This is a genomic window from Virgibacillus aidingensis, from assembly GCF_010994035.1.
In the GTDB taxonomy this organism is placed as follows: Bacteria; Bacillota; Bacilli; order Bacillales; family Amphibacillaceae; genus Virgibacillus_N.
Genome location: NZ_WIXN01000003.1, coordinates 171,914 through 190,277, shown reverse-complemented (window position 1 = coordinate 190,277; position 18,364 = coordinate 171,914). Strand labels below are relative to the sequence as shown.

Annotated in this window: 16 protein-coding genes and 1 pseudogene; 13 read left to right on the top strand and 4 right to left on the bottom strand. The window is 40.5% G+C overall.

Annotated elements, in window-relative coordinates:
• The first annotated feature begins 102 nt into the window (after positions 1–102).
• Complete coding sequence (locus GHD25_RS03975) at positions 103–753, top strand: phosphatase PAP2 family protein (RefSeq protein ID WP_164215059.1); 651 nt, start codon at positions 103–105, stop codon at positions 751–753.
• A 33-nt stretch (positions 754–786) separates the two neighbouring features.
• Here GHD25_RS03975 and GHD25_RS03970 read toward each other — a convergent pair whose 3' ends face one another.
• Positions 787–1,005 carry a hypothetical protein gene (locus GHD25_RS03970; RefSeq protein ID WP_164215058.1) on the bottom strand — a complete coding sequence of 73 codons (219 nt, stop codon included), beginning with the start codon at positions 1,003–1,005 and terminating at the stop codon, positions 787–789.
• Positions 1,006–1,062: 57 nt separating this feature from the next.
• On the opposite strand from GHD25_RS03970, the gene liaF reads away from it, so the two are divergent.
• From liaF to GHD25_RS03945, 5 genes are all read left to right on the top strand, one after another.
• Positions 1,063–1,809, top strand: coding sequence for a cell wall-active antibiotics response protein LiaF (liaF, locus tag GHD25_RS03965; RefSeq protein ID WP_164215057.1), 747 nt, complete (start codon positions 1,063–1,065; stop codon positions 1,807–1,809).
• Between the two features lie 11 nt (positions 1,810–1,820).
• Complete coding sequence (locus GHD25_RS03960; RefSeq protein WP_164215056.1) at positions 1,821–2,861, top strand: sensor histidine kinase; 1,041 nt, start codon at positions 1,821–1,823, stop codon at positions 2,859–2,861.
• A gap of 19 nt (positions 2,862–2,880) precedes the next feature.
• Positions 2,881–3,510, top strand: a complete 630-nt coding sequence (locus GHD25_RS03955; RefSeq protein ID WP_164215055.1) for a response regulator transcription factor — start codon at positions 2,881–2,883, stop codon at positions 3,508–3,510.
• 174 nt (positions 3,511–3,684) lie between these two features.
• Positions 3,685–4,119, top strand: coding sequence for a disulfide oxidoreductase (locus GHD25_RS03950; RefSeq protein WP_164215054.1), 435 nt, complete (start codon positions 3,685–3,687; stop codon positions 4,117–4,119).
• Entirely contained in the window at positions 4,119–4,598 is a 480-nt protein-coding gene (locus GHD25_RS03945) for a thioredoxin family protein (protein WP_164215053.1), read from the top strand. Before GHD25_RS03950 ends, GHD25_RS03945 begins: the two co-directional genes overlap by 1 nt.
• Before the next feature lie 168 nt (positions 4,599–4,766).
• On the opposite strand, the gene GHD25_RS03940 is transcribed toward GHD25_RS03945, so the two are convergent.
• Complete coding sequence (locus GHD25_RS03940; protein WP_164215052.1) at positions 4,767–5,276, bottom strand: antibiotic biosynthesis monooxygenase family protein; 510 nt, start codon at positions 5,274–5,276, stop codon at positions 4,767–4,769.
• A gap of 174 nt (positions 5,277–5,450) precedes the next feature.
• On the opposite strand from GHD25_RS03940, the gene GHD25_RS03935 reads away from it, so the two are divergent.
• From GHD25_RS03935 to GHD25_RS03915, 5 genes are all read left to right on the top strand, one after another.
• On the top strand, positions 5,451–7,571 hold the full coding sequence (locus GHD25_RS03935; protein WP_240452210.1) for a transglycosylase domain-containing protein: 2,121 nt from the start codon (positions 5,451–5,453) through the stop codon (positions 7,569–7,571).
• A 168-nt stretch (positions 7,572–7,739) separates the two neighbouring features.
• Positions 7,740–8,777: a uroporphyrinogen decarboxylase gene (gene hemE / locus GHD25_RS03930; protein WP_164215152.1), complete on the top strand. Its 1,038-nt coding sequence runs from the start codon at positions 7,740–7,742 to the stop codon at positions 8,775–8,777.
• Positions 8,778–8,799: 22 nt separating this feature from the next.
• Positions 8,800–9,735, top strand: coding sequence for a ferrochelatase (gene hemH, locus GHD25_RS03925; protein WP_164215050.1), 936 nt, complete (start codon positions 8,800–8,802; stop codon positions 9,733–9,735).
• Positions 9,735–11,135 (top strand): protoporphyrinogen oxidase, encoded by a 1,401-nt coding sequence (gene hemY, locus GHD25_RS03920; protein ID WP_164215049.1) that lies wholly within the window; start codon positions 9,735–9,737, stop codon positions 11,133–11,135. The genes hemH and hemY overlap by 1 nt, the downstream gene beginning before the upstream one ends.
• A 498-nt stretch (positions 11,136–11,633) precedes the next feature.
• Positions 11,634–13,499 (top strand): DUF2207 domain-containing protein, encoded by a 1,866-nt coding sequence (locus tag GHD25_RS03915; protein WP_164215048.1) that lies wholly within the window; start codon positions 11,634–11,636, stop codon positions 13,497–13,499.
• A gap of 441 nt (positions 13,500–13,940) precedes the next feature.
• On the opposite strand, the gene pepF is transcribed toward GHD25_RS03915, so the two are convergent.
• Both pepF and yhfH read right to left on the bottom strand, forming a co-directional pair.
• Positions 13,941–15,755 (bottom strand): oligoendopeptidase F, encoded by a 1,815-nt coding sequence (gene pepF, locus GHD25_RS03910; protein WP_164215047.1) that lies wholly within the window; start codon positions 15,753–15,755, stop codon positions 13,941–13,943.
• Between the two features lie 150 nt (positions 15,756–15,905).
• On the bottom strand, positions 15,906–16,034 hold the full coding sequence (gene yhfH, locus GHD25_RS03905) for a protein YhfH (protein WP_164215046.1): 129 nt from the start codon (positions 16,032–16,034) through the stop codon (positions 15,906–15,908).
• Positions 16,035–16,853: 819 nt separating this feature from the next.
• On the opposite strand from yhfH, the pseudogene GHD25_RS03900 reads away from it, so the two are divergent.
• Together GHD25_RS03900 and GHD25_RS03895 are read left to right on the top strand one after the other, a co-directional pair.
• Positions 16,854–17,581, top strand: a pseudogene (locus tag GHD25_RS03900) (aminoacetone oxidase family FAD-binding enzyme); the annotation flags it as partial.
• 38 nt (positions 17,582–17,619) lie between these two features.
• On the top strand, positions 17,620–18,348 hold the full coding sequence (locus GHD25_RS03895; protein WP_164215045.1) for an MBL fold metallo-hydrolase: 729 nt from the start codon (positions 17,620–17,622) through the stop codon (positions 18,346–18,348).
• The last annotated feature ends 16 nt before the right edge of the window (positions 18,349–18,364 follow it).

Sequence of the window (18,364 nt, the reverse complement as noted above, 5' to 3'; positions counted from 1 at the left end):
TTATCATTTATTCTATTCATATAGATGTTTATTCCCTGTTATTGAAATTTAAAACGGGGATGCAGCAGGAGAACCGTCCCGTTGTTTCAGGAGGAGATGGAAATGAGATTTAATCGGAATTATTGGATCATATCAATTTTGCTTATGGTTGTTTTATTGGTAATTGGTGTGTGGGTTGTACGGATTTTGGGCGGGAATATGCCCTATATTGATGTGTGGACCAGGGGGCCGGTGGAACTGCTTAGTGATACAGTTATTTACACTATTTTCCGGAATATTACGGAGTTGGGTTCCCAATGGTTTCTCGTACCATTTGTCATTACAGCCGGGATTATTATATGGATTGTTTATAAAGATTGGCTTCCCGCTTTCATATTTTCCGGTGGCACATTACTCTCCCATGGACTGAATTTATTGATTAAACATCTTGTGGAAAGAGAACGGCCGCGCATTCTTGAAGCTGCCAATGCGGAAGGTCACAGTTTCCCCTCCGGACACGCGATGATATCTATGGTCTGTTATGGATTATTGGCTTATTTTATTGTAAATAGAATAGCTTCTGCAAAGTTAAAATTGGCTGTGCAAATCTTTTTTTCAATACTCATTTTTTTAATTGGGATAAGCCGTTATATCATAAACGTTCATTTTCTTACAGATATTATTTCGGGATTCGTCATCGGGTTTCTGTTGCTTGTCGGTCTTATCTACCTGTATGAATCACTTCGCAGGCGTAAGTCTCGGTCCGGGGACTGAGATGAAAACAATCTTCAGTTGGTTCCTCTATAATTAATCAGCAAGTAAAATAAAAGTATGTTTCATCGAGGGGGCCGCTATGAGGAGAGATGTCCATACCAAATCAAATGAAAGCAAAGCTTCTGTCTTTAAATCCGCAATTATTTGCTTTTGTTTTTTTAGCGCATTATTTACGCTTTCGTCACCTGGATATATTATATATATTTTATCGCAAATGATCATCATGATTAGTGGTATAATTATTACACTCATTGCATTATTTAACCTTAAATACAAAAAGATACTAGCTTTTCATAAAGGGTGAAAAAATTGAGGAGACTTATCCGTTATTTCCTGGCGATATTTTTAATTGTAATTGGAATTATGCTGGTGCTTACTAATTTGAATTTAGTCAATTATGATTTCGGCACTGCTTGGGCATATATTTACCCCATATTTTTTGTTGCCATTGGCTTGAAATGGCTGTTTGATTATTTGAGAAAAAAAGGTGGTACCTGGGTGTTTGGGTCTTTTTTTCTCATCTTTGGAATACTGCTGCTGCTTGACCGTTTTGATATCATTTCGTTTGTGTTTCGCGACGTTTTGAAGTTATGGCCATTATTAATCATTTATATTGGTTTTATGATTTTCGGAATTACATCGAACAGAGTGATTATAGTGGGAAATAATAAAGGAAAGAAAAAATATTACAGCCCCAATAAATCATTTGTTGGATCCCATGAATATAATACACCTAATTGGAAAGTGGAGCCGATTAATCTGAGCAATATGGCCGGGGATTTCTATTTTGATTTTACAAAGGCATATATTCCGGAAGAAGAAATTCCTGTGATGATCAGCTCAATTGCAGGGGATGTAAACATTATTATGCCGGAAAATGTAGACTTCCGAGTAAGTGCATCAGTGAAAGCGGGAGAGATTGATGTGGCGGGTCAACATGTTGATGGAATTCATCGATCACTTGAATTTGAAACAGTAAACTACGAAAACGCTATACAAAAAATTGACTTTATCATTAAATTAAAAGCCGGATCGATTCGGATTGACCAGGCATAAAGGGGATTAAAATGAAGAGAAGGTTTTCAAGTATACGATTTCTGTTTATCCGTTCCCATTTAAATGGATGGTTTATTACAACGGTTACCATATTGGCGATTCTTTTAACTGTTTACGTACTATTTAGTCCTGGATGGCTGACGGCCGGAAGTATCTTTTTATTTATATCATTATATATTGTTTTGGGAATCATCATTGCTATATATACAGGTTTTACCACAAGCGGCAACTTGAAAACAAAGATGGATGGTATTTCTGTTGTAATAAAACATTTCGCAAATGGCAATTACAATTCCAGGCTGAGTTATGTGGAGGACAGTGATGAGATTACCAGAATCGGGGATGAGCTGAACGAACTGGGGGAAAAACTGGGGGAGCAGGTGAAATCACTGCAGCGAATGGCAGATGAAAAATCTGAATTGGCAAAAACTGCTCACAAATCAGCAGTAATTGAGGAAAGGCAGCGATTGGCCCGTGATTTGCATGATGCTGTAAGCCAGCAGCTGTTTGCCCTGACGATGATGTCGGAAGCGGCATTGAAGCAAATAGACAGAAGCCCTGAAAAAGCAAAAAAGCAACTAACGGAAGTGGTTAAAGCAGGAGCACAAACGCAAACAGAAATGCGTGCACTGCTGTTGCATCTGAGACCTGTACAATTATCCGGCGATTCATTGCAGACAGGGATACAAAAGCTCGTTGAAGAATTGAAACAAAAAAGCCGGATTGAATTCCAGCTGGCGCTTGAAGCAAATCTGATGCTCTCCGAAACAGTGGAGGAACATGTATTTCGGATTGTGCAGGAAGCACTTTCAAATATTTTGCGTCATGCCAATGCAACTACGGTAAAAATTGAAATTTTCGCCAGGTCCAGGGAGTTGTTTGTGCATATACGCGATAATGGCAAAGGGTTTGATCTGGAAGAGGATTCGGAGAAAAAAACTTCTTACGGCCTGAAAACAATGCGGGAAAGAACGGAGGAACTGGGGGGCAGATTCACCATTCGTACAAATATTGATGAGGGTACGTATATTGACATTCGAATACCAATGTAAAAAATAGGGAGTGGGGTAAATGGTGCGGGTAATTGTTGTGGATGACCATGAAGTGGTACGGAAAGGAATTATAGCATATCTGGAAACAGATGATGAGATTGATGTAGTTGGGGAAGCATCAAGCGGAAATGATGGAGCAGCTTTGATTATTGAAAAAAAACCTGAGGTTGTACTAATGGATTTGATTATGGAAAATGGCACCGGCATTGAAGCAACAAAGCAGGTAATTGAAGATTACCCGGAATGTAAAATTATTATCCTTACAAGCTATTATGATGATGAACAGGTATTCCCGGCCATTGAAGCAGGTGCGTTCAGTTATATTTTGAAAACCTCATCAGCTACTGAAATTGCTGATGCCATTAAAAAAGCAGCTTCTGGAGAAAATGTCATTGAACCGAAAGTAGCAGGAAAAATGATGACTAATTTCCGGCGGCAAAAAAGAAAGCTTCATGAGGATTTAACGGAAAGAGAGCTGGAGGTACTCATATGTATCGGCAATGGAATGACAAACCAGGAAATCAGTGAAAAGCTGTACATTGGCATTAAAACAGTGAAAACACATGTGAGCAATATTTTATCCAAACTGGAAGTCCATGACCGGACACAGGCAGCTGTGTACGCCCATAAAAACCAGCTGATAGGATGAATGGCAAGCGGAAACGAAAAAAAACTCTTTATTTACTAATCGTAACCTTGTATAATAAAAATTGTGTTTGGAGCTTGTCCAAATAAATATAACAATAATATCGGACAGGCCTTTTGTTTTCTCACCAAATTGTTTGTATAATACTAATGTATACTTTAGAGAGGAATCTTCCATATGTCGAATTTGACAAAACGGGCAGAAAACCTGTTAATGCTGATTTGGGCACAGGCATTTATTGCATTGGCAGGCAGTTTGTTTTATTCGGAGGTTTTGGGCTACATCCCTTGTGAGCTGTGCTGGGTACAGCGGATATTCATGTATCCGCTTGTCGTCATTTATGGTGCAGCCATGTTTAAAAAAGAAATATCTGTCGCATTACCCGGGTTAATTTTAAGCGGAATTGGCATGCTTGTATCCATTTACCACTATCTGGTGCAAAAACTCCCTGTGCTTCAATCTGCAGGTGATGCATGCGGACTTGTCCCATGTAATTTCGAGTATGTGAATTATTTTGGATTTATTACTATCCCATTTTTAGCGGGTACTGCATTTATCGTTATCTTTATTTTACATCTGTTTCTGTTGAAAGAGCAAAGGAGGAAGGGCTAATGCAAAAAAAAGTGTTAATCTTCATTGGAGTAATCGTTTTATTATTCGGGGCTTTATATTTTGTTGTTACTTACCAAAACAATCAGGCAATGGAAAGCAATGATAACCCATATGGTACAACAGACTTGGAGCAGCCGACTGTTGACCTGCTCGGGGACCCAAATTATGATAATATCATTTTGCCGGATGAACTCAGTGAACAAGTTGATGGAGGAGAAGAAGTGACAGTTTATTTCTTTAGTCCAACCTGTCAGTTCTGCTTAGATACAACGCCTTACCTGAAACCACTGGCGGAAGAGAATGATGTGGATATGAAACAATTCAATTTACTGGAATTCGGACAGGAAGGAAATCGCTATGCGATAGAATCCACCCCGACACTAATTCATTATGAAGATGGAGAAGAGGTTGCCCGGATTGTTGGGCAGCGTCCTGAAGAAGAATTTCAGTCATTCTTTGATGAATACGTCAATGATTAATAGAGCGGAAATAAAAAGCCATCAGCTGTGCGGGAGCTGATGGCTTTTATGAATGCAGAATAGCATCCAGCCATAAATTATTCGTACAACTACATGACTCACAAAAGATGATTACGCAATCGTCTGTGATTCCGGAACATTGTCAGAATAGTTAAGTCTGTTTCAAATTCATTCCGTTTCTTCCTCGTCCTCAACCAGCATCTTATATGCAGTGATAAATGGTCTGTCTGCAAAATAGGCAGGCGGTTTAGTTGCCTGGTCTTTATGAGCCTTTTTAAATTGCTCGGATTCCTTCCAGTTTTCAAAATCGCTGACAGATCTCCACTGTGTCATGACCACGTATGTATTTCCCTTTTGGGGTCTTAAAAAGCGGAAAGCCTGGAATCCCGGCATATTGTCTACTGCATTTTTCCGGTTTTTAAATCTATCTTCAAACGGTGCTTTTCCATCGTCGGTTACAGGTATATTGTTCATCACCACATAACCTTCTTCCTGCAATTTTCCTGTTTGAATCAGTACTTCATATCCGCGTCCAGCTGAAAATACATTTTTATTTACACCTTCATAATAAGCAAGTGCCCCGCTGGAACTCGTCATTAAATAAAATTCAATCTCCTGATGCTTATCTCTCAGTTTTTTCAAAAATTCTGCAGTACCGTTAGTCATAAAGGCTTTCATGTAAAAAAAACTCCCTTCCATTTATAATAGTACCCGAGAGAAGCAGGGTTTAGTCAAATGATAACATAATTCCCTAAAACTTTATGTATCTCGCAATCTATCGTATAATAATAATGGACATTGTGTAGAGGTGAACACAAAAGCATGAAAAAAAATTTTAGCATATCGAAGAAAATGAAATGGTTGCTATATAGTATTAGCGCAGTACTGCTATTGGGTTTTATCGGTTTTTCTTTCATTTTATTTGGCGGCAGGTTGGTGGTTGATGAAGAGCGTCTTATATTGGACGCTGCCACAACATTGGAAACAAGAGAGGGAGAAGTGATTGGAAAACTATATAACGAGAACCGGACACTCCTTCCTATTGATCAGATTCCCGAACATGTTCAAGAGGCTTTTATTGCTATTGAAGACAGACGGTTTTATGATCACGCAGGCGTTGATTTTAAATCGGTTGTAAGGGCGGTGGCCCGGGACCTGATAGCGATGGAAAAGAAAGAAGGTGCCAGTACCATTACGCAGCAGGCTGCCAAAAACCTGTTTTTAACTAATGAAAAAACCTGGATGCGTAAAACAAAGGAAGTCATGGCAGCTATATATCTCGAACAGCAATATTCCAAAGATCATATTCTTGAATTATATTTAAATGAAATTTATTTTGGGAATGGTCTATATGGAGTGGAAGCTGCCTCCAATTACTTCTTTTCTAAACCGTCAAGAGATTTAACTATTGCAGAAGGAGCCATGCTGGCAGGACTCGCTAAAGCTCCCAACGGCTATTCGCCAATTGAATATCCGGAAAAAGCACTTGAAAGAAGAAATGTGGTACTTCATTCCATGGAAAGCACCGGGATGATTTCTGCGGAAGAAAAGTTACAAGAACAAAATAAATCACTTGGATTAAATGTGCAAAACAGGCAAGAAATGCCATGGCTGAATAGTTATATAGATCTTGTTGTCCAGGAAGCGCGCGGAGTGCATGACCTATCATTGGAAGAATTGCGCCGCGGCGGGTATCGAATTATAGTAAATATGGATGAAATAGCACAAAAAGCGGCATATGACCAGTTCCAGAATGAGGAATATTTCCCAGGCAATACAGAAGGGGTCGAAGGTGCTTTCATTATGATGGAGCAGGAAACAGGCAGAATTGTGTCAGCTATTGGCGGAAGGGATTACCAGCAGGGTGACTTGAATAGGGTGACCGTAAACAGGCAGCCCGGTTCCACCATAAAACCGATTGCTGTCTACGGGCCTGCCATGATGCACAGCGATCAATTTACCCCTTACACACTTATACCGGATCAGTTAACGGAATATGATGGTTATAGTGCGGCAAATGTTACAAATACTTATGATGGGGCAATAACATTATATGAAGCCATTGTAGATTCAAAAAATGCTCCATCTGTATGGCTGTTGGATCAAATTGGGATTCCGTATGCCAAAAAGTTTTTGCAAGAAATGAACATTACTTTGGAAGATGATGGCTTGGCGATTGCTTTAGGCGGATTATCGGAAGGGATTACACCACAGCAATTGATGGAAAGTTATTCGGGTTTTTCCAAACACGGTGAGGTGATTGATTCTTATACAATAGAAAGGATATACAATAAAGAGGATGAACTGCTTTTTCAGGCAAATCCAAAGACAAAGGAAGTATTTACGCCCCAGGTAGCCTGGAATATGACGGAAATTTTGATGGAAACTGTTAAAAAAGGAACAGCCTCTGCGGGAAACTATGAAAAGGCCCTGGCCGGAAAAACCGGTTCCACCCAGCATCCTTTTGTGGAAGGCAAAACGAAAGATGCCTGGTTTGCGGGGTATACGCCGGAATATGTTGCAGCTTCATGGGTGGGGTACGACAGATCAGATGAAGAACATTATCTGACAGGCGGGAGTGAATATCCTACAAGGCTGACAAAAGCAATTTTAACGGAAATGGATAAACAGCAGCCCTTGGCAGACAATTTTACAAAACCTGGTAATGTGACAGCTCTACCTGAACCGATTCAACTCCCGGAAGTAACAGAACTAGAAGCAACGTATGCATTTGGAAGCCTTTCCCTTATACAGGGCGTATTAAAATGGCAGGGTTCTGAGGATGATCGGATAGTTTACCGGATTTATGAGGAAAGGGATGGAATTGATAAACGAATAGGAGAAGTTGAAGGGGACACAGAGTTCATTTTAGATCAGGCATTGTTTAATTTGGAAAGCTATTATGTGGTGCCATTCAATCCATTAACCAAAGAGGAAGGACAAAGATCCCCCTCCGTTTCTTTTGCAGGGTAAAGGAAAGCATTCCAGATGTTTTCAGAAGTGTTTCATTTGCCTATAATAAGTATAGTAAAGCCGTTAAAAAATGAGGCAAATTCATGACAATCTTTTTACTATCCTATACAACTGTGAAATTAAAAGATATAGTTAGAAATGGTTGAGAACAACTTAAAGGGTGAAAACATGGTGAAAAAGTTAAATGATACGATACTAAAAGCGTATAATGGGGAGAAGACGGACTATACCCCTGCATGGTTTATGCGTCAGGCCGGGAGATCCCAGCCGGAATACAGAGAGCTGAAGGAAAAATACTCCCTGTTTGAGATCACACATCAGCCGGAGCTTTGTGCTTATGTTACCCGCCTTCCTGTGGAACAATATAACGTTGATGCAGCGATTTTATATAAAGATATTATGTCTCCGCTGCCTGCGATAGGAATCGATGTGGAAATCAAATCAGGAATTGGCCCGGTGATTCATAACCCGATTGAAACGATGCGTGATGTGGAAATGTTAGGGAAAATTATTCCGGAAAATGACGTTCCCTACGTATTGGATACGATCCGTATATTAACGGAGGAACAGCTGGATGTACCGCTGATAGGATTTACCGGTGCACCATTTACATTAGCAAGTTATATGATTGAAGGCGGTCCCTCCAAAAATTACAGCAAAACCAAGGCTTTAATGTATCGTGATCCGGCAACTTGGTTTGCATTGATGGATAAGCTCGCAGACATGAGCATTACCTATGTAAAAGCCCAGATTAAAGCCGGCGCAAAAGCCATCCAGGTTTTTGATTCATGGGCAGGTGCTTTGAATACTGCGGACTATCGTACCTTTATTAAACCGATTATGAATAGAATTTTTACAAAACTGAAAGAGGAAAATGTACCCCTTATTTTATTTGGCGTAGGAGCAAGGCATCTTTTAATGGAATGGAATGATCTGCCGGTAGATGTCATTGGGCTGGATTGGCGCACTTCCATTACCGAGGCTCGTCAAATGGGAGTATCGAAAGTGCTTCAGGGCAATTTGGACCCGGCTATTTTATTAGCAGACTGGGATACAATTGAAACCCGAACCAAAGATATACTGAATGAAGGGGAATCACAGGGGAAATATGTATTTAATCTGGGACATGGCGTTACACCGGATATCAAACCTGCTACTTTAAAAAAGCTAACTGCTTTGATTCACGCTCATTCTAAACAGCAATAATCTACAAAAGAGGTGCTTTAATATGGAAAAAAGAAAAATTGGACTACTTGTAATGGCTTATGGTACACCGTACAAAGAAGAGGATATTGAACCATACTATACGCATATCCGTCATGGAAGAAAACCCGAGCCGGATGCACTTCAGGATTTAAAGGACCGCTATAAGGCAATAGGTGGTATTTCTCCATTGGCTAGAATAACAGAAGAACAGGCATATGCTTTGGAAAAAAGTGTGAATGATGCACAAGATGAAATTGAATTTAAAGTTTATATTGGATTAAAACATATCACGCCATTTATTGAAGATGCAGTGCAGAGTATGGCGAAGGATGGCATTAAAGAAGCAGTATCCATTGTACTTGCACCGCATTACTCCACTTTCAGTGTGAAATCATACAACGGACGGGCACAGGAAGAAGCCCAAAAGCATGGAATCAATATCGTATCAGTGGAAAGCTGGTATAATGAACCCGGCTTTATTAAGTTCTGGGCAGATAACATTCGGGAAATTTATGCCAGCATGGATGAAGCAGAGCGGGATAAAGCAGTGCTTATTGTCTCCGCACACAGTCTTCCTGAAAAGATTCTAAAAGACGGTGACCCTTATCCGCAGCAGCTCGAAGAAACTGCAAAATTAATAGCCGAAGAGGCCGGCGTGGAAAATTATGAAATAGGCTGGCAAAGTGAAGGAAACACACCGGATCCATGGCTCGGACCGGACGTCCAGGATTTAACCCGGGATCTTTTTGAACAGGAAGGCTATACATCTTTTGTATATGCGCCTGTAGGATTTGTGGCCGACCATTTAGAAGTTTTATATGACAATGATTATGAGTGTAAAGTGGTATGTGACGATGTAGGGGCAAATTACTACCGTCCGGAAATGCCAAATGCGGAGGCGCAATTTATTGATACCTTGAAAGATGTTGTATTAAGAAAAGTAAAGAGTGAGGCTTAATGGCAAAAAATAAAAATATAGTCATTGCAGGCGGCGGAATAACCGGTTTATCCGCTGCCTACTATTTGCAAAAGCAAATCAAAGAAAAAAATCTTCCCTTTACAGTACAGTTACTAGAGGCAAGTGACCGCTTAGGCGGGAAAATTAAAACTAAAAAAAAGGACGACTACATCATTGAACAAGGACCGGATTCCTTTTTGGCCAGGAAAGAGCCTGCAGTAAAGCTTGCAAAAGAACTTGGCCTGGAGGACGATCTAATTCGGAATGGAACAGGCCAGTCCTATATTTTAGTTCGAAATAAACTGCATAAAATGCCGAGTGGTGCGTTTATGGGAATTCCAACACAGGCTAAACCATTTCTCTTTTCAGGAATTTTATCCATGAAAGGGAAACTGAGAGCAGGTGCGGATTATGTCCTCCCAAAAGGAAGAGCAGTAAGTGACCAGTCACTGGGAGGTTTTTTCCGCCGCCGGTTTGGTAATGAGCTGGTGGAAAATCTGATTGAACCGTTATTATCGGGAATTTATGCAGGGGATATTGATGACATGAGCCTGATGGCTACATTTCCAAACTTTTACAATTTGGAACAAAAGCACAGGAGTCTCATCAAAGGTTTGCAGGAAACGATGCCTCCCCCGAAAAAAACAGGAGGCAAAAAGCCCGGCATGTTTTTTTCTTTTAAAGAGGGTCTCGAAGTATTCGTAAAAGAAATAGAAAAAAAGCTGGATAACGTAAAAGTAAATGTAAATACTGCCGTGGATCATATTGAGAAAAAGGGCAATTTCTATCATTTGCTTTTAAGCAATGGCGAAGCAGCAAAAGCAGATGCGATTATCATGGCAACCCCGCATTACACGCTGCCAAAAATATTCAGCCAATATGAATTTTTGAAGACATTAAATGAAATTCCTTCCACTTCAGTGGCAAACGTTGCGATGGCTTTTGACAAATCTGCCATTAAAAAGGATATTGACGGCACGGGATTTGTGGTTTCCAGAAATAGTGATTACCGAATAACTGCATGCACATGGACGCATAAAAAATGGCCTTCTACCACTCCGGATGGAAAAGTGCTGCTGCGTGCGTATGTCGGAAGGCCAAATGATCAGGAAGTGGTCAATTATTCAGATGAAGAAATCACGGATATCGTGTTGAAGGACTTACGAAAAACGATGAAAATTAAGAAAAAGCCTGAATTCAGTGTTGTTTCAAGGTGGAAGAACGCCATGCCGCAATATACTGTCGGCCATAATGAACGTATTTCCGCGATACGTGAGGAAGCAGCACGCTCCATCCCGGGAGTATTTCTAACAGGAAGTTCTTATGAAGGAGTAGGCATTCCGGATTGTATTGGCCAGGGGGAACAGACTGTCCGGGAGGTTTTGGCGTATTTACTGTAAAGTATTGAAGAAGAAGTTTTCATTGATATAACCATGTTCAAAGTCTGGTAAACTATAATCATATTGCAACATAAAAGGCATGTGAAACCTGATGGTTTTACATGCCTTTTTCTGTACCTGTTCCGTCCGGTTTTGGCTCTTAAATTTTACATAGACGGGAGTGGATGAAGAGGATGGAAGAACAGGAACTTTTTTTGTTTGCAACATAAGCGTCCGAACAGGAGAAAAACACACCGAACGGAACGAAAACCCAATTGTTTCTAATATAGCTGCCTCCAAGGATGTGTTTAAGCTGCCTTTCTAAGTCCCTGCTTCTGTCTTTCACATCAGGTGTCTTCTTTATTGGTTATTGCCGGCTTCCATGTATTTAACAACCAAGACAAATGAAGGTTCATTTTTAAAAGGTATAGAACCGTGTGTATATACTACCTGTATTTTTATTTTTAAAATGAAACAATATCGTATGTTTGGCCGTACTATAGTCAGGAGGTTAAAAGAATGAAGCGATTTATTACCGGATTGATATTGATATTTTTGTTATTTATTACAGCTGCATGTTCCGATGAAGAATCCTTTTCCATTGATCAAGTTGCTATTAATGCACAGATAGCAGAGGATGGAGTAATCCATGTTCAGGAGCTTTTTACATATACCTTTCAAGGTTCATATGAGGGTATGACCCGTACCATAGACTCAGATGTTTCTAATTTTAATGCGTATCTTGCGGAAGGCAATGATCCGTCTATTTCAACAGATCGTCTGGAAGCATTGGAGGTTGAAGAAGAAGATGGGGCATATTTAATTTATTCTGATTCAGCAGATGAAACAAAGAAGGTGGTTTACAGCTATCAGGTGGAAGGTTCAGTGAAAAAATTTGCAGATGTAGCAGAGCTGGAATATGCTTTTTTTGATGAATCAAATGAAACAGATTTAAATAATGTGGAAATTACCATTCAACCACCATCAATGAATGTGACAGAGAATACACATTACTTTCTGCATGAGGATGAAACAGGGAACATTACCGCAGCGGAAAACGGTATTCAATACACCAATTCAGTATTACATGCCGGGGAAAATTCCGTCATTCGCTTCATCTTCCCAGCAGAACAACTCAATAATATGGAACTGGATAATGATAAAGAGATGGAAGAGGTAATTTTGGCGGAAGAGCATGATTTGGCGGAACGGAAAGAAAATCTTGAAGTAAATATGGAAAAAGCTGTTCCAATCATTTTTGTGCTGCTTGTGGCAACTGTAACTGCCGCCATAATTTTACTAATAATACATCCAAACCGCTATCGTGGTGATAAGAGCCAGGATAAAATGCTCAGGCTGCTTGAAAAAACTGATCCGTTATTTGTAAAATATCTTCACGGGTATTTACAACTACCCCATGATAGTTTTATTTCTGCATTGTTTTCATTAAAACAACGGGGCATTGTAAGTCTTGAGGAAGTTCCTTCAAAAATAAAAGAAGAGGATAATACATTCCGTTTTACCTGGGTGAAAGAAGATGCCAGGGTGGATATGGCTGATTCGTATTTAAAAGCCTGGTTATTTACGGAAAATGATAGGCGCGGTGACTATTTTCTGCTGGAAACGCTGATTGACCATAAAGATGAACCGGATGAGGTAAAGGAAGAAAAAGCAGAGCAATTTCAAACTAATTTCGATAAATGGTCCGGTTTAGTAAAGGGAAAAGAAGGTTTTCAGGGGTTTCGCCATACTTTTAAAGGATTCGCGTTATTTTCCATCCCTTTGATCGTCAGCTCATTTGGCTTATTTTACTACTTTACCACTATTGATACACTAAGCCCGACAGAACAATGGGCCATGCCTGCTGTTTTGGGTGTAATGGCGGTTATAGCACTTTTATTCAGCCGTAATAAATGGGTATTGACAGGCTATTATTTTCTGGCCCTGATGATGTCTGCAGTTGGATTTACAATGACAAATGCAGTAATTTTAACATTAATTTTTTATTTTGTTTCACTCATTTCAATACTTATTGTTCCTGAATACTACTGGAATAAAGATATTAAAAGGTTGAAATATGCTATGAAAACAGCATACTCTTTATTTAAAAATAAACATTACCCAATTGGATCTGATCAAAGTAAGATCGAACGAAGGCTCGAATATGCAATTATTTTGGGAACAGGAAAATACTACGCAGAACAACTGGGGGAAGGCGAGGATTTTTCCCATTTAAAGGCAATAAATCCTTTATTATATAATCCTGTTTATGCTGCAACAGCTTTCAGTACAAATAATCTCATCTTATATACCGACGCAGCTGCATCTTCCGGCAGTTCAAATACTGCATCCCCGACCGGGGGCGGGGGAGCGGGTGCTTTTTAACACGCTAAAAGCAGAGGAATCCGGGCTGGAAAGCAGGTTTGGGAAAGCCGAAAACTTTAAATTTTCAAGTATATAAATTACTAACGCAGCAGATGAAGAGCGGATTTTAAAAAACCAGAAAGGGGGGCTGCACCCTATCTGGTTTTTTTGTGCATGGGACAAGCATGGAATTTCAGCAGAGGAAGCTGCTTCGCACAAGCTAAAATTTTAAATTTAAAATAAAGAACTGACATATTTGGCCCGCCGTTCTGCAAATCATTCGGTGCAGCACCCGCTGGCACATTAACATGAAGCGTATCCAGGAGAAGACTGCCGGAGTCTTTCAAGGCTCACTTCAATAAAAAATGAGTGAACGCGGATTTTTGAATGGATATATTTAAAAATAAGTATAAACTTCCAGCTTACGAAAGATAAGACATCAGTAAAGCTTAAATGCTAAAGTCACTTATAGCTTTTTTCCAGTTCATCAACAAGGGACCCTACGAAATCAACTGCTTGCTTTATTGTCTCCGTATTTGTCATGTCCACGCCTGCCTTTTTAATCAGATCAAGTGGTTTCATTGTGCCGCCCGCGCTTAACACTTCAAGCCAGCGGTCGACTGCAGGCTGCCCTTCTGTGCGGATTTTTTGGGCCACGGCGGTAGATACTGTCAGACCCGCCGAATAGGTGTATGGATACAGTCCCATATAATAATGCGGCTGACGCATCCATGTCAGTCCTGCTCCTTCATCGAATGTAACTGCATCCCCCCAGAAGTCTTCCAGTGCTTCTCTTTTTTGTCCGGTCAAAACAGATTCAGTTAAAGGTGTACCTTCTTCTGCCAGTGTATACACTCTCCGCTGGAATTCCCCTTCCAATAAATGGGTAACAAAATTATGGTAATAGGTGCCCAGAAGCTGTGACACAATCCAGCGTTTCATTCTTGGGTCCTCGGTCTTTTCGGTTAAATGATTGGCCAGCAGCAGTTCATTGAGGGTTGATGGTGCCTCCACAAAATAGGTGGAAGGGCGTGTATTCGCCAGTGTCTGTTTCTTTCCAGCCAGATAAAAATGTCCTGCATGGCCCAGTTCATGTGCTAAAACAAATGCACCGCGCATGGTATCGGTCCAGGTGATCAGGATATATGGATGGATGCCATAAGGACTTGAACAGAATGCGCCGGTTGCTTTTCCGACATTATCAGCGTAATCCACCCAGCGTTCATTTATGGCCCGCTTCATTATTTCTGTATAATCCGGGCCCATGACCTTGAGAGCCTCCAATATTGTGGAAGTTGCTTCTTCGTATGTTGTTACAGGGTTGAACTCCGGATCAATTGGTGCTTTCAAATCGGAATAATGCAGCGCTTCCAATCCAAGTTTCTCTTTCTTCAGTTTTGCATAACGTCTCATGTGCGGGGCAAGTGCCTGCTGAAGAACGTCTAATTGGTTGTAATACATTTCCTTTGTTACCTGTTGCGGATGGAGAAGCATGTCTGTAACAGAATCATAGGATCTGAGGCGTGACATCGTTATTTGCTTGGTTACCTCTGTTGCGTAATTTGCTGCGATTGTATTTTTATATTGGTTTAATGTTTTTGTAAAAGATTTATAGGCGTTGCGCCGCAGGGTTGTATCTGACGTTAATTCATAGCGGTCTTCATATAATGCGGCTGACATAGGATGTTCTTTTCCGTCTTTATCTGTAATCGGGTTAAATTCCATGTCTGAAGATTTGCTCCGGTTATAAATCATATATGGTGCATCATGAACCTCTTCCAGTGCGGCTAAAGTTTCTTCCACATCCGGCGCCAGTGTATGTTTCTTTTTCTCCAAAGCTTCCTGAAGCACTTTATCATAGTTTTTTAAATTCGGTTCCTCATTCATAAACTGTTTTATTTTCTCTTCCGGAATTTCCAGTAATTCTGTTTGAACAAAGGATAATTTTGTGCCGATTCCTGCCAGTGCAGCCGCTACTTTTGCAGCATCACGCTGATTGCCGGGATCACTTCCATCACTGCTCGCCCGTAAACTGGCATAAGCGGAAACCCGAGTAAGGCGCTGCTGATATGCTTCCAGAGCTGTCAGACAGTTCAGCAGCTCATCCGCACCGGAAGCCATCCTTCCTTTATATTGCTCGACTAGATAGATCTCTTGCTGCAGGTTATGTAATTCTTCATTCCAAGCATTTTCTGATGCAAATAAATCTGTCAAATCCCAGGTTTGCTCTTCTGGCACATCGGAGCGACGCCATCTTTTTACGGTGGACATAACCATTCCCCTTTCGCTTAATTATTTCGAAACTCAAATAATTATATCATTCCATTGAATTTAATCCAAAAAGAAAACAGCTATTATAAAACAGCTGTTTAAAGTTTGGACATAATATAACAGTTCAGGCTATAAAATGGTAACTACAAAGAAGGCTTATCTTGCAGGGTGATCACATTCATCACAGAGATTGCCGTAGCAATCAGCTTTTTCATGCATCTCATGGCCGCATTTGGTACATTTTTTCTTAGGCAGATTTCTAAAGAATTCAACAATGTTAACCATTTGTCAATCCTCCTCGTTGTGTTTGATTAATAACATTGTATTATAACAGATTTATTTTTGCAACCCTGTTTTATAACATTTTATCAAAAAAATAATAACAACTATTTTTTCTTTTAACTCATCACCGCTTTCTGGCAAGGAATGAGAGGATTTTTACGTCAATCGTCCACTCATCCCAGCTATCTGGCAATGAACGAGAGGATTTTTACGTCATTCGTTCACTCATCACCGCTTTCTAGCAATGAACGAGAGGATCTTTACGTCATTCGTCCACTCATCCAGCTATCTGGCAATGAACGAGAGGATTTTTACGTCAATCGTCCACTCATCCCGGCTTTCTGGCAACGAACGAGAAGATTCTTACGTCATTCGTTCACTCTTCCCCGCTTTCTGGCAACGAACGAGAAGATTCTTACGTCATTCGTTCACTCATCCCCGCTTTCTGGCAACGAACGAGAAGATTCTTACGTCATTCGTTCACTCATCACGCCTATCTGGCAACGAACGAGAGGATTTTTACGTCAATCGTCCACTCATCAGCATGATCTGGCAAGGAATGAGAGGATTTTTACCTCATTCGTCCACTCATCACGCCTTTCTGGCAACGAACGAGTGGATTTTTACCTCATTCATCCACTCATCAGCATGATCTGGCAAGGAACGAGAGGATTTTTACGTCATCACCGCTTTCTGGCAACTTACATACCATACATTTTCCCTTCAGAATAAAAAATAACCAATCACTCCCCTTCTTAATAGCCTTGCTTATAAGGAAATGATAAGATACAGGAACAATAAGTTTTACAGGAGGAAGAGTCCGTGGAATATGATGTCGTTGTCATTGGTGGCGGACCATCCGATTAATGGCAGCCATTGCTGCAGCAGAGCATGGTGCAAACACATTGCTATTGGAAAAAGGAAAAAAGCTTGGCAAGAAGCTTGCCATATCTGGAGGCGGCAGATGCAACGTGACTAACCGTCTGCCCAAGGACGAAATAATTAAGCATATCCCTGGAAATGGCCGGTTTTTATACAGTGCTTTTTCCGTGTTCAATAATGAAGATAGTATTGCTTTTTTTGAAGATTAAGGTGTAGAGCTGAAGGAAGAAGACTATGGACGCATGTTTCCTGTTTCCAATTCGGCAAAATCTGTCGTTGATGCGTTGATACACAGGCTGGATCACTCCTGGTAACAGTGCAAATGAATACAAAGGTGGAAGCTGTGCACGATGACCAACATGTTCATACTGTGATACTTTCCACTAAAGAAAAAATAAACACAAAAGCAATTGTCATTGCAGCAGGGGGAAAAGCTGTGCCGTATACCGGATCTACCGGGGATGGCTATGCATGGGCCAAAAAAGCAGGCCATACCATTACCGAGTTATACCCAACCGAAGTGCCGCTCATCTCAAAGGAGAAGTTTATGCAAAGAAAAGATTTACAGGGACTCTCTTTACGCGATACAAGGACTCTCTTTACGCATGGCACTGTCAGTAATTAATCAAAAAAATAAGCCTATCATCACCCACCGCATAGATATGATACTGTTTATAAACACAAAAGTATTGAGGAGGAAGGAAACATGAAGCTTACTGTAGTCGGTTTCTGGGGAGGGTACCCTGCAAAAAACGGGGCCACTTCCTGTTACTTACTGGAAAAAGATGATTTTTCTTTCATCATTGACGCGGGGAGCAGCTCATTATCAAAATTGCAAAATTACTTGTCTCCGGCAAATCTGGATGCTGTCATCATTTCCCATTATCATCAGGATCATATTGCAGACATCGGTGTGCTGCAATATGCCAGGCTGGTTAACTATTATGTAACAGGGGATCAAAAAGTGCTCCCTGTTTATGGACATAAAGAGGATCGTGCAGGTTTTCAATCCTTAACCCATAAATATACAAAAGGAGTTGCTTTTGACCCCGACAGTCGTCTGGAGCTGGGACCATTTTCAATTACTTTTCTAAAGACAAAACACCCTGTACCATGCTATGGTATGCGGATTACGGACGGGGAAAAAACGATTGTCTATACAGCTGACACTTCCTATAAAGAAGAGTGGATTGATTTTGCTGCAGGTGCAGATTTACTCATTGCCGATTGTAATTTTTATGCAGGAGGAAATGCATCACAGGCGGGACATATGACGAGTGAGGAAGGCGGAAAAATTGCGGCCGCGTCTGCTGTTAAAGAGTTAATGCTCAGTCACTTGCCGCAATTCGGCAATCGTCAGCAATTAATAGAAGAAGCCAAACAATTTTTTCAAGGAAAAATCAGGCTGGCAGAAGAAGGTTTGGTGTGGACTTAAAGCTGTAACTTTTGAT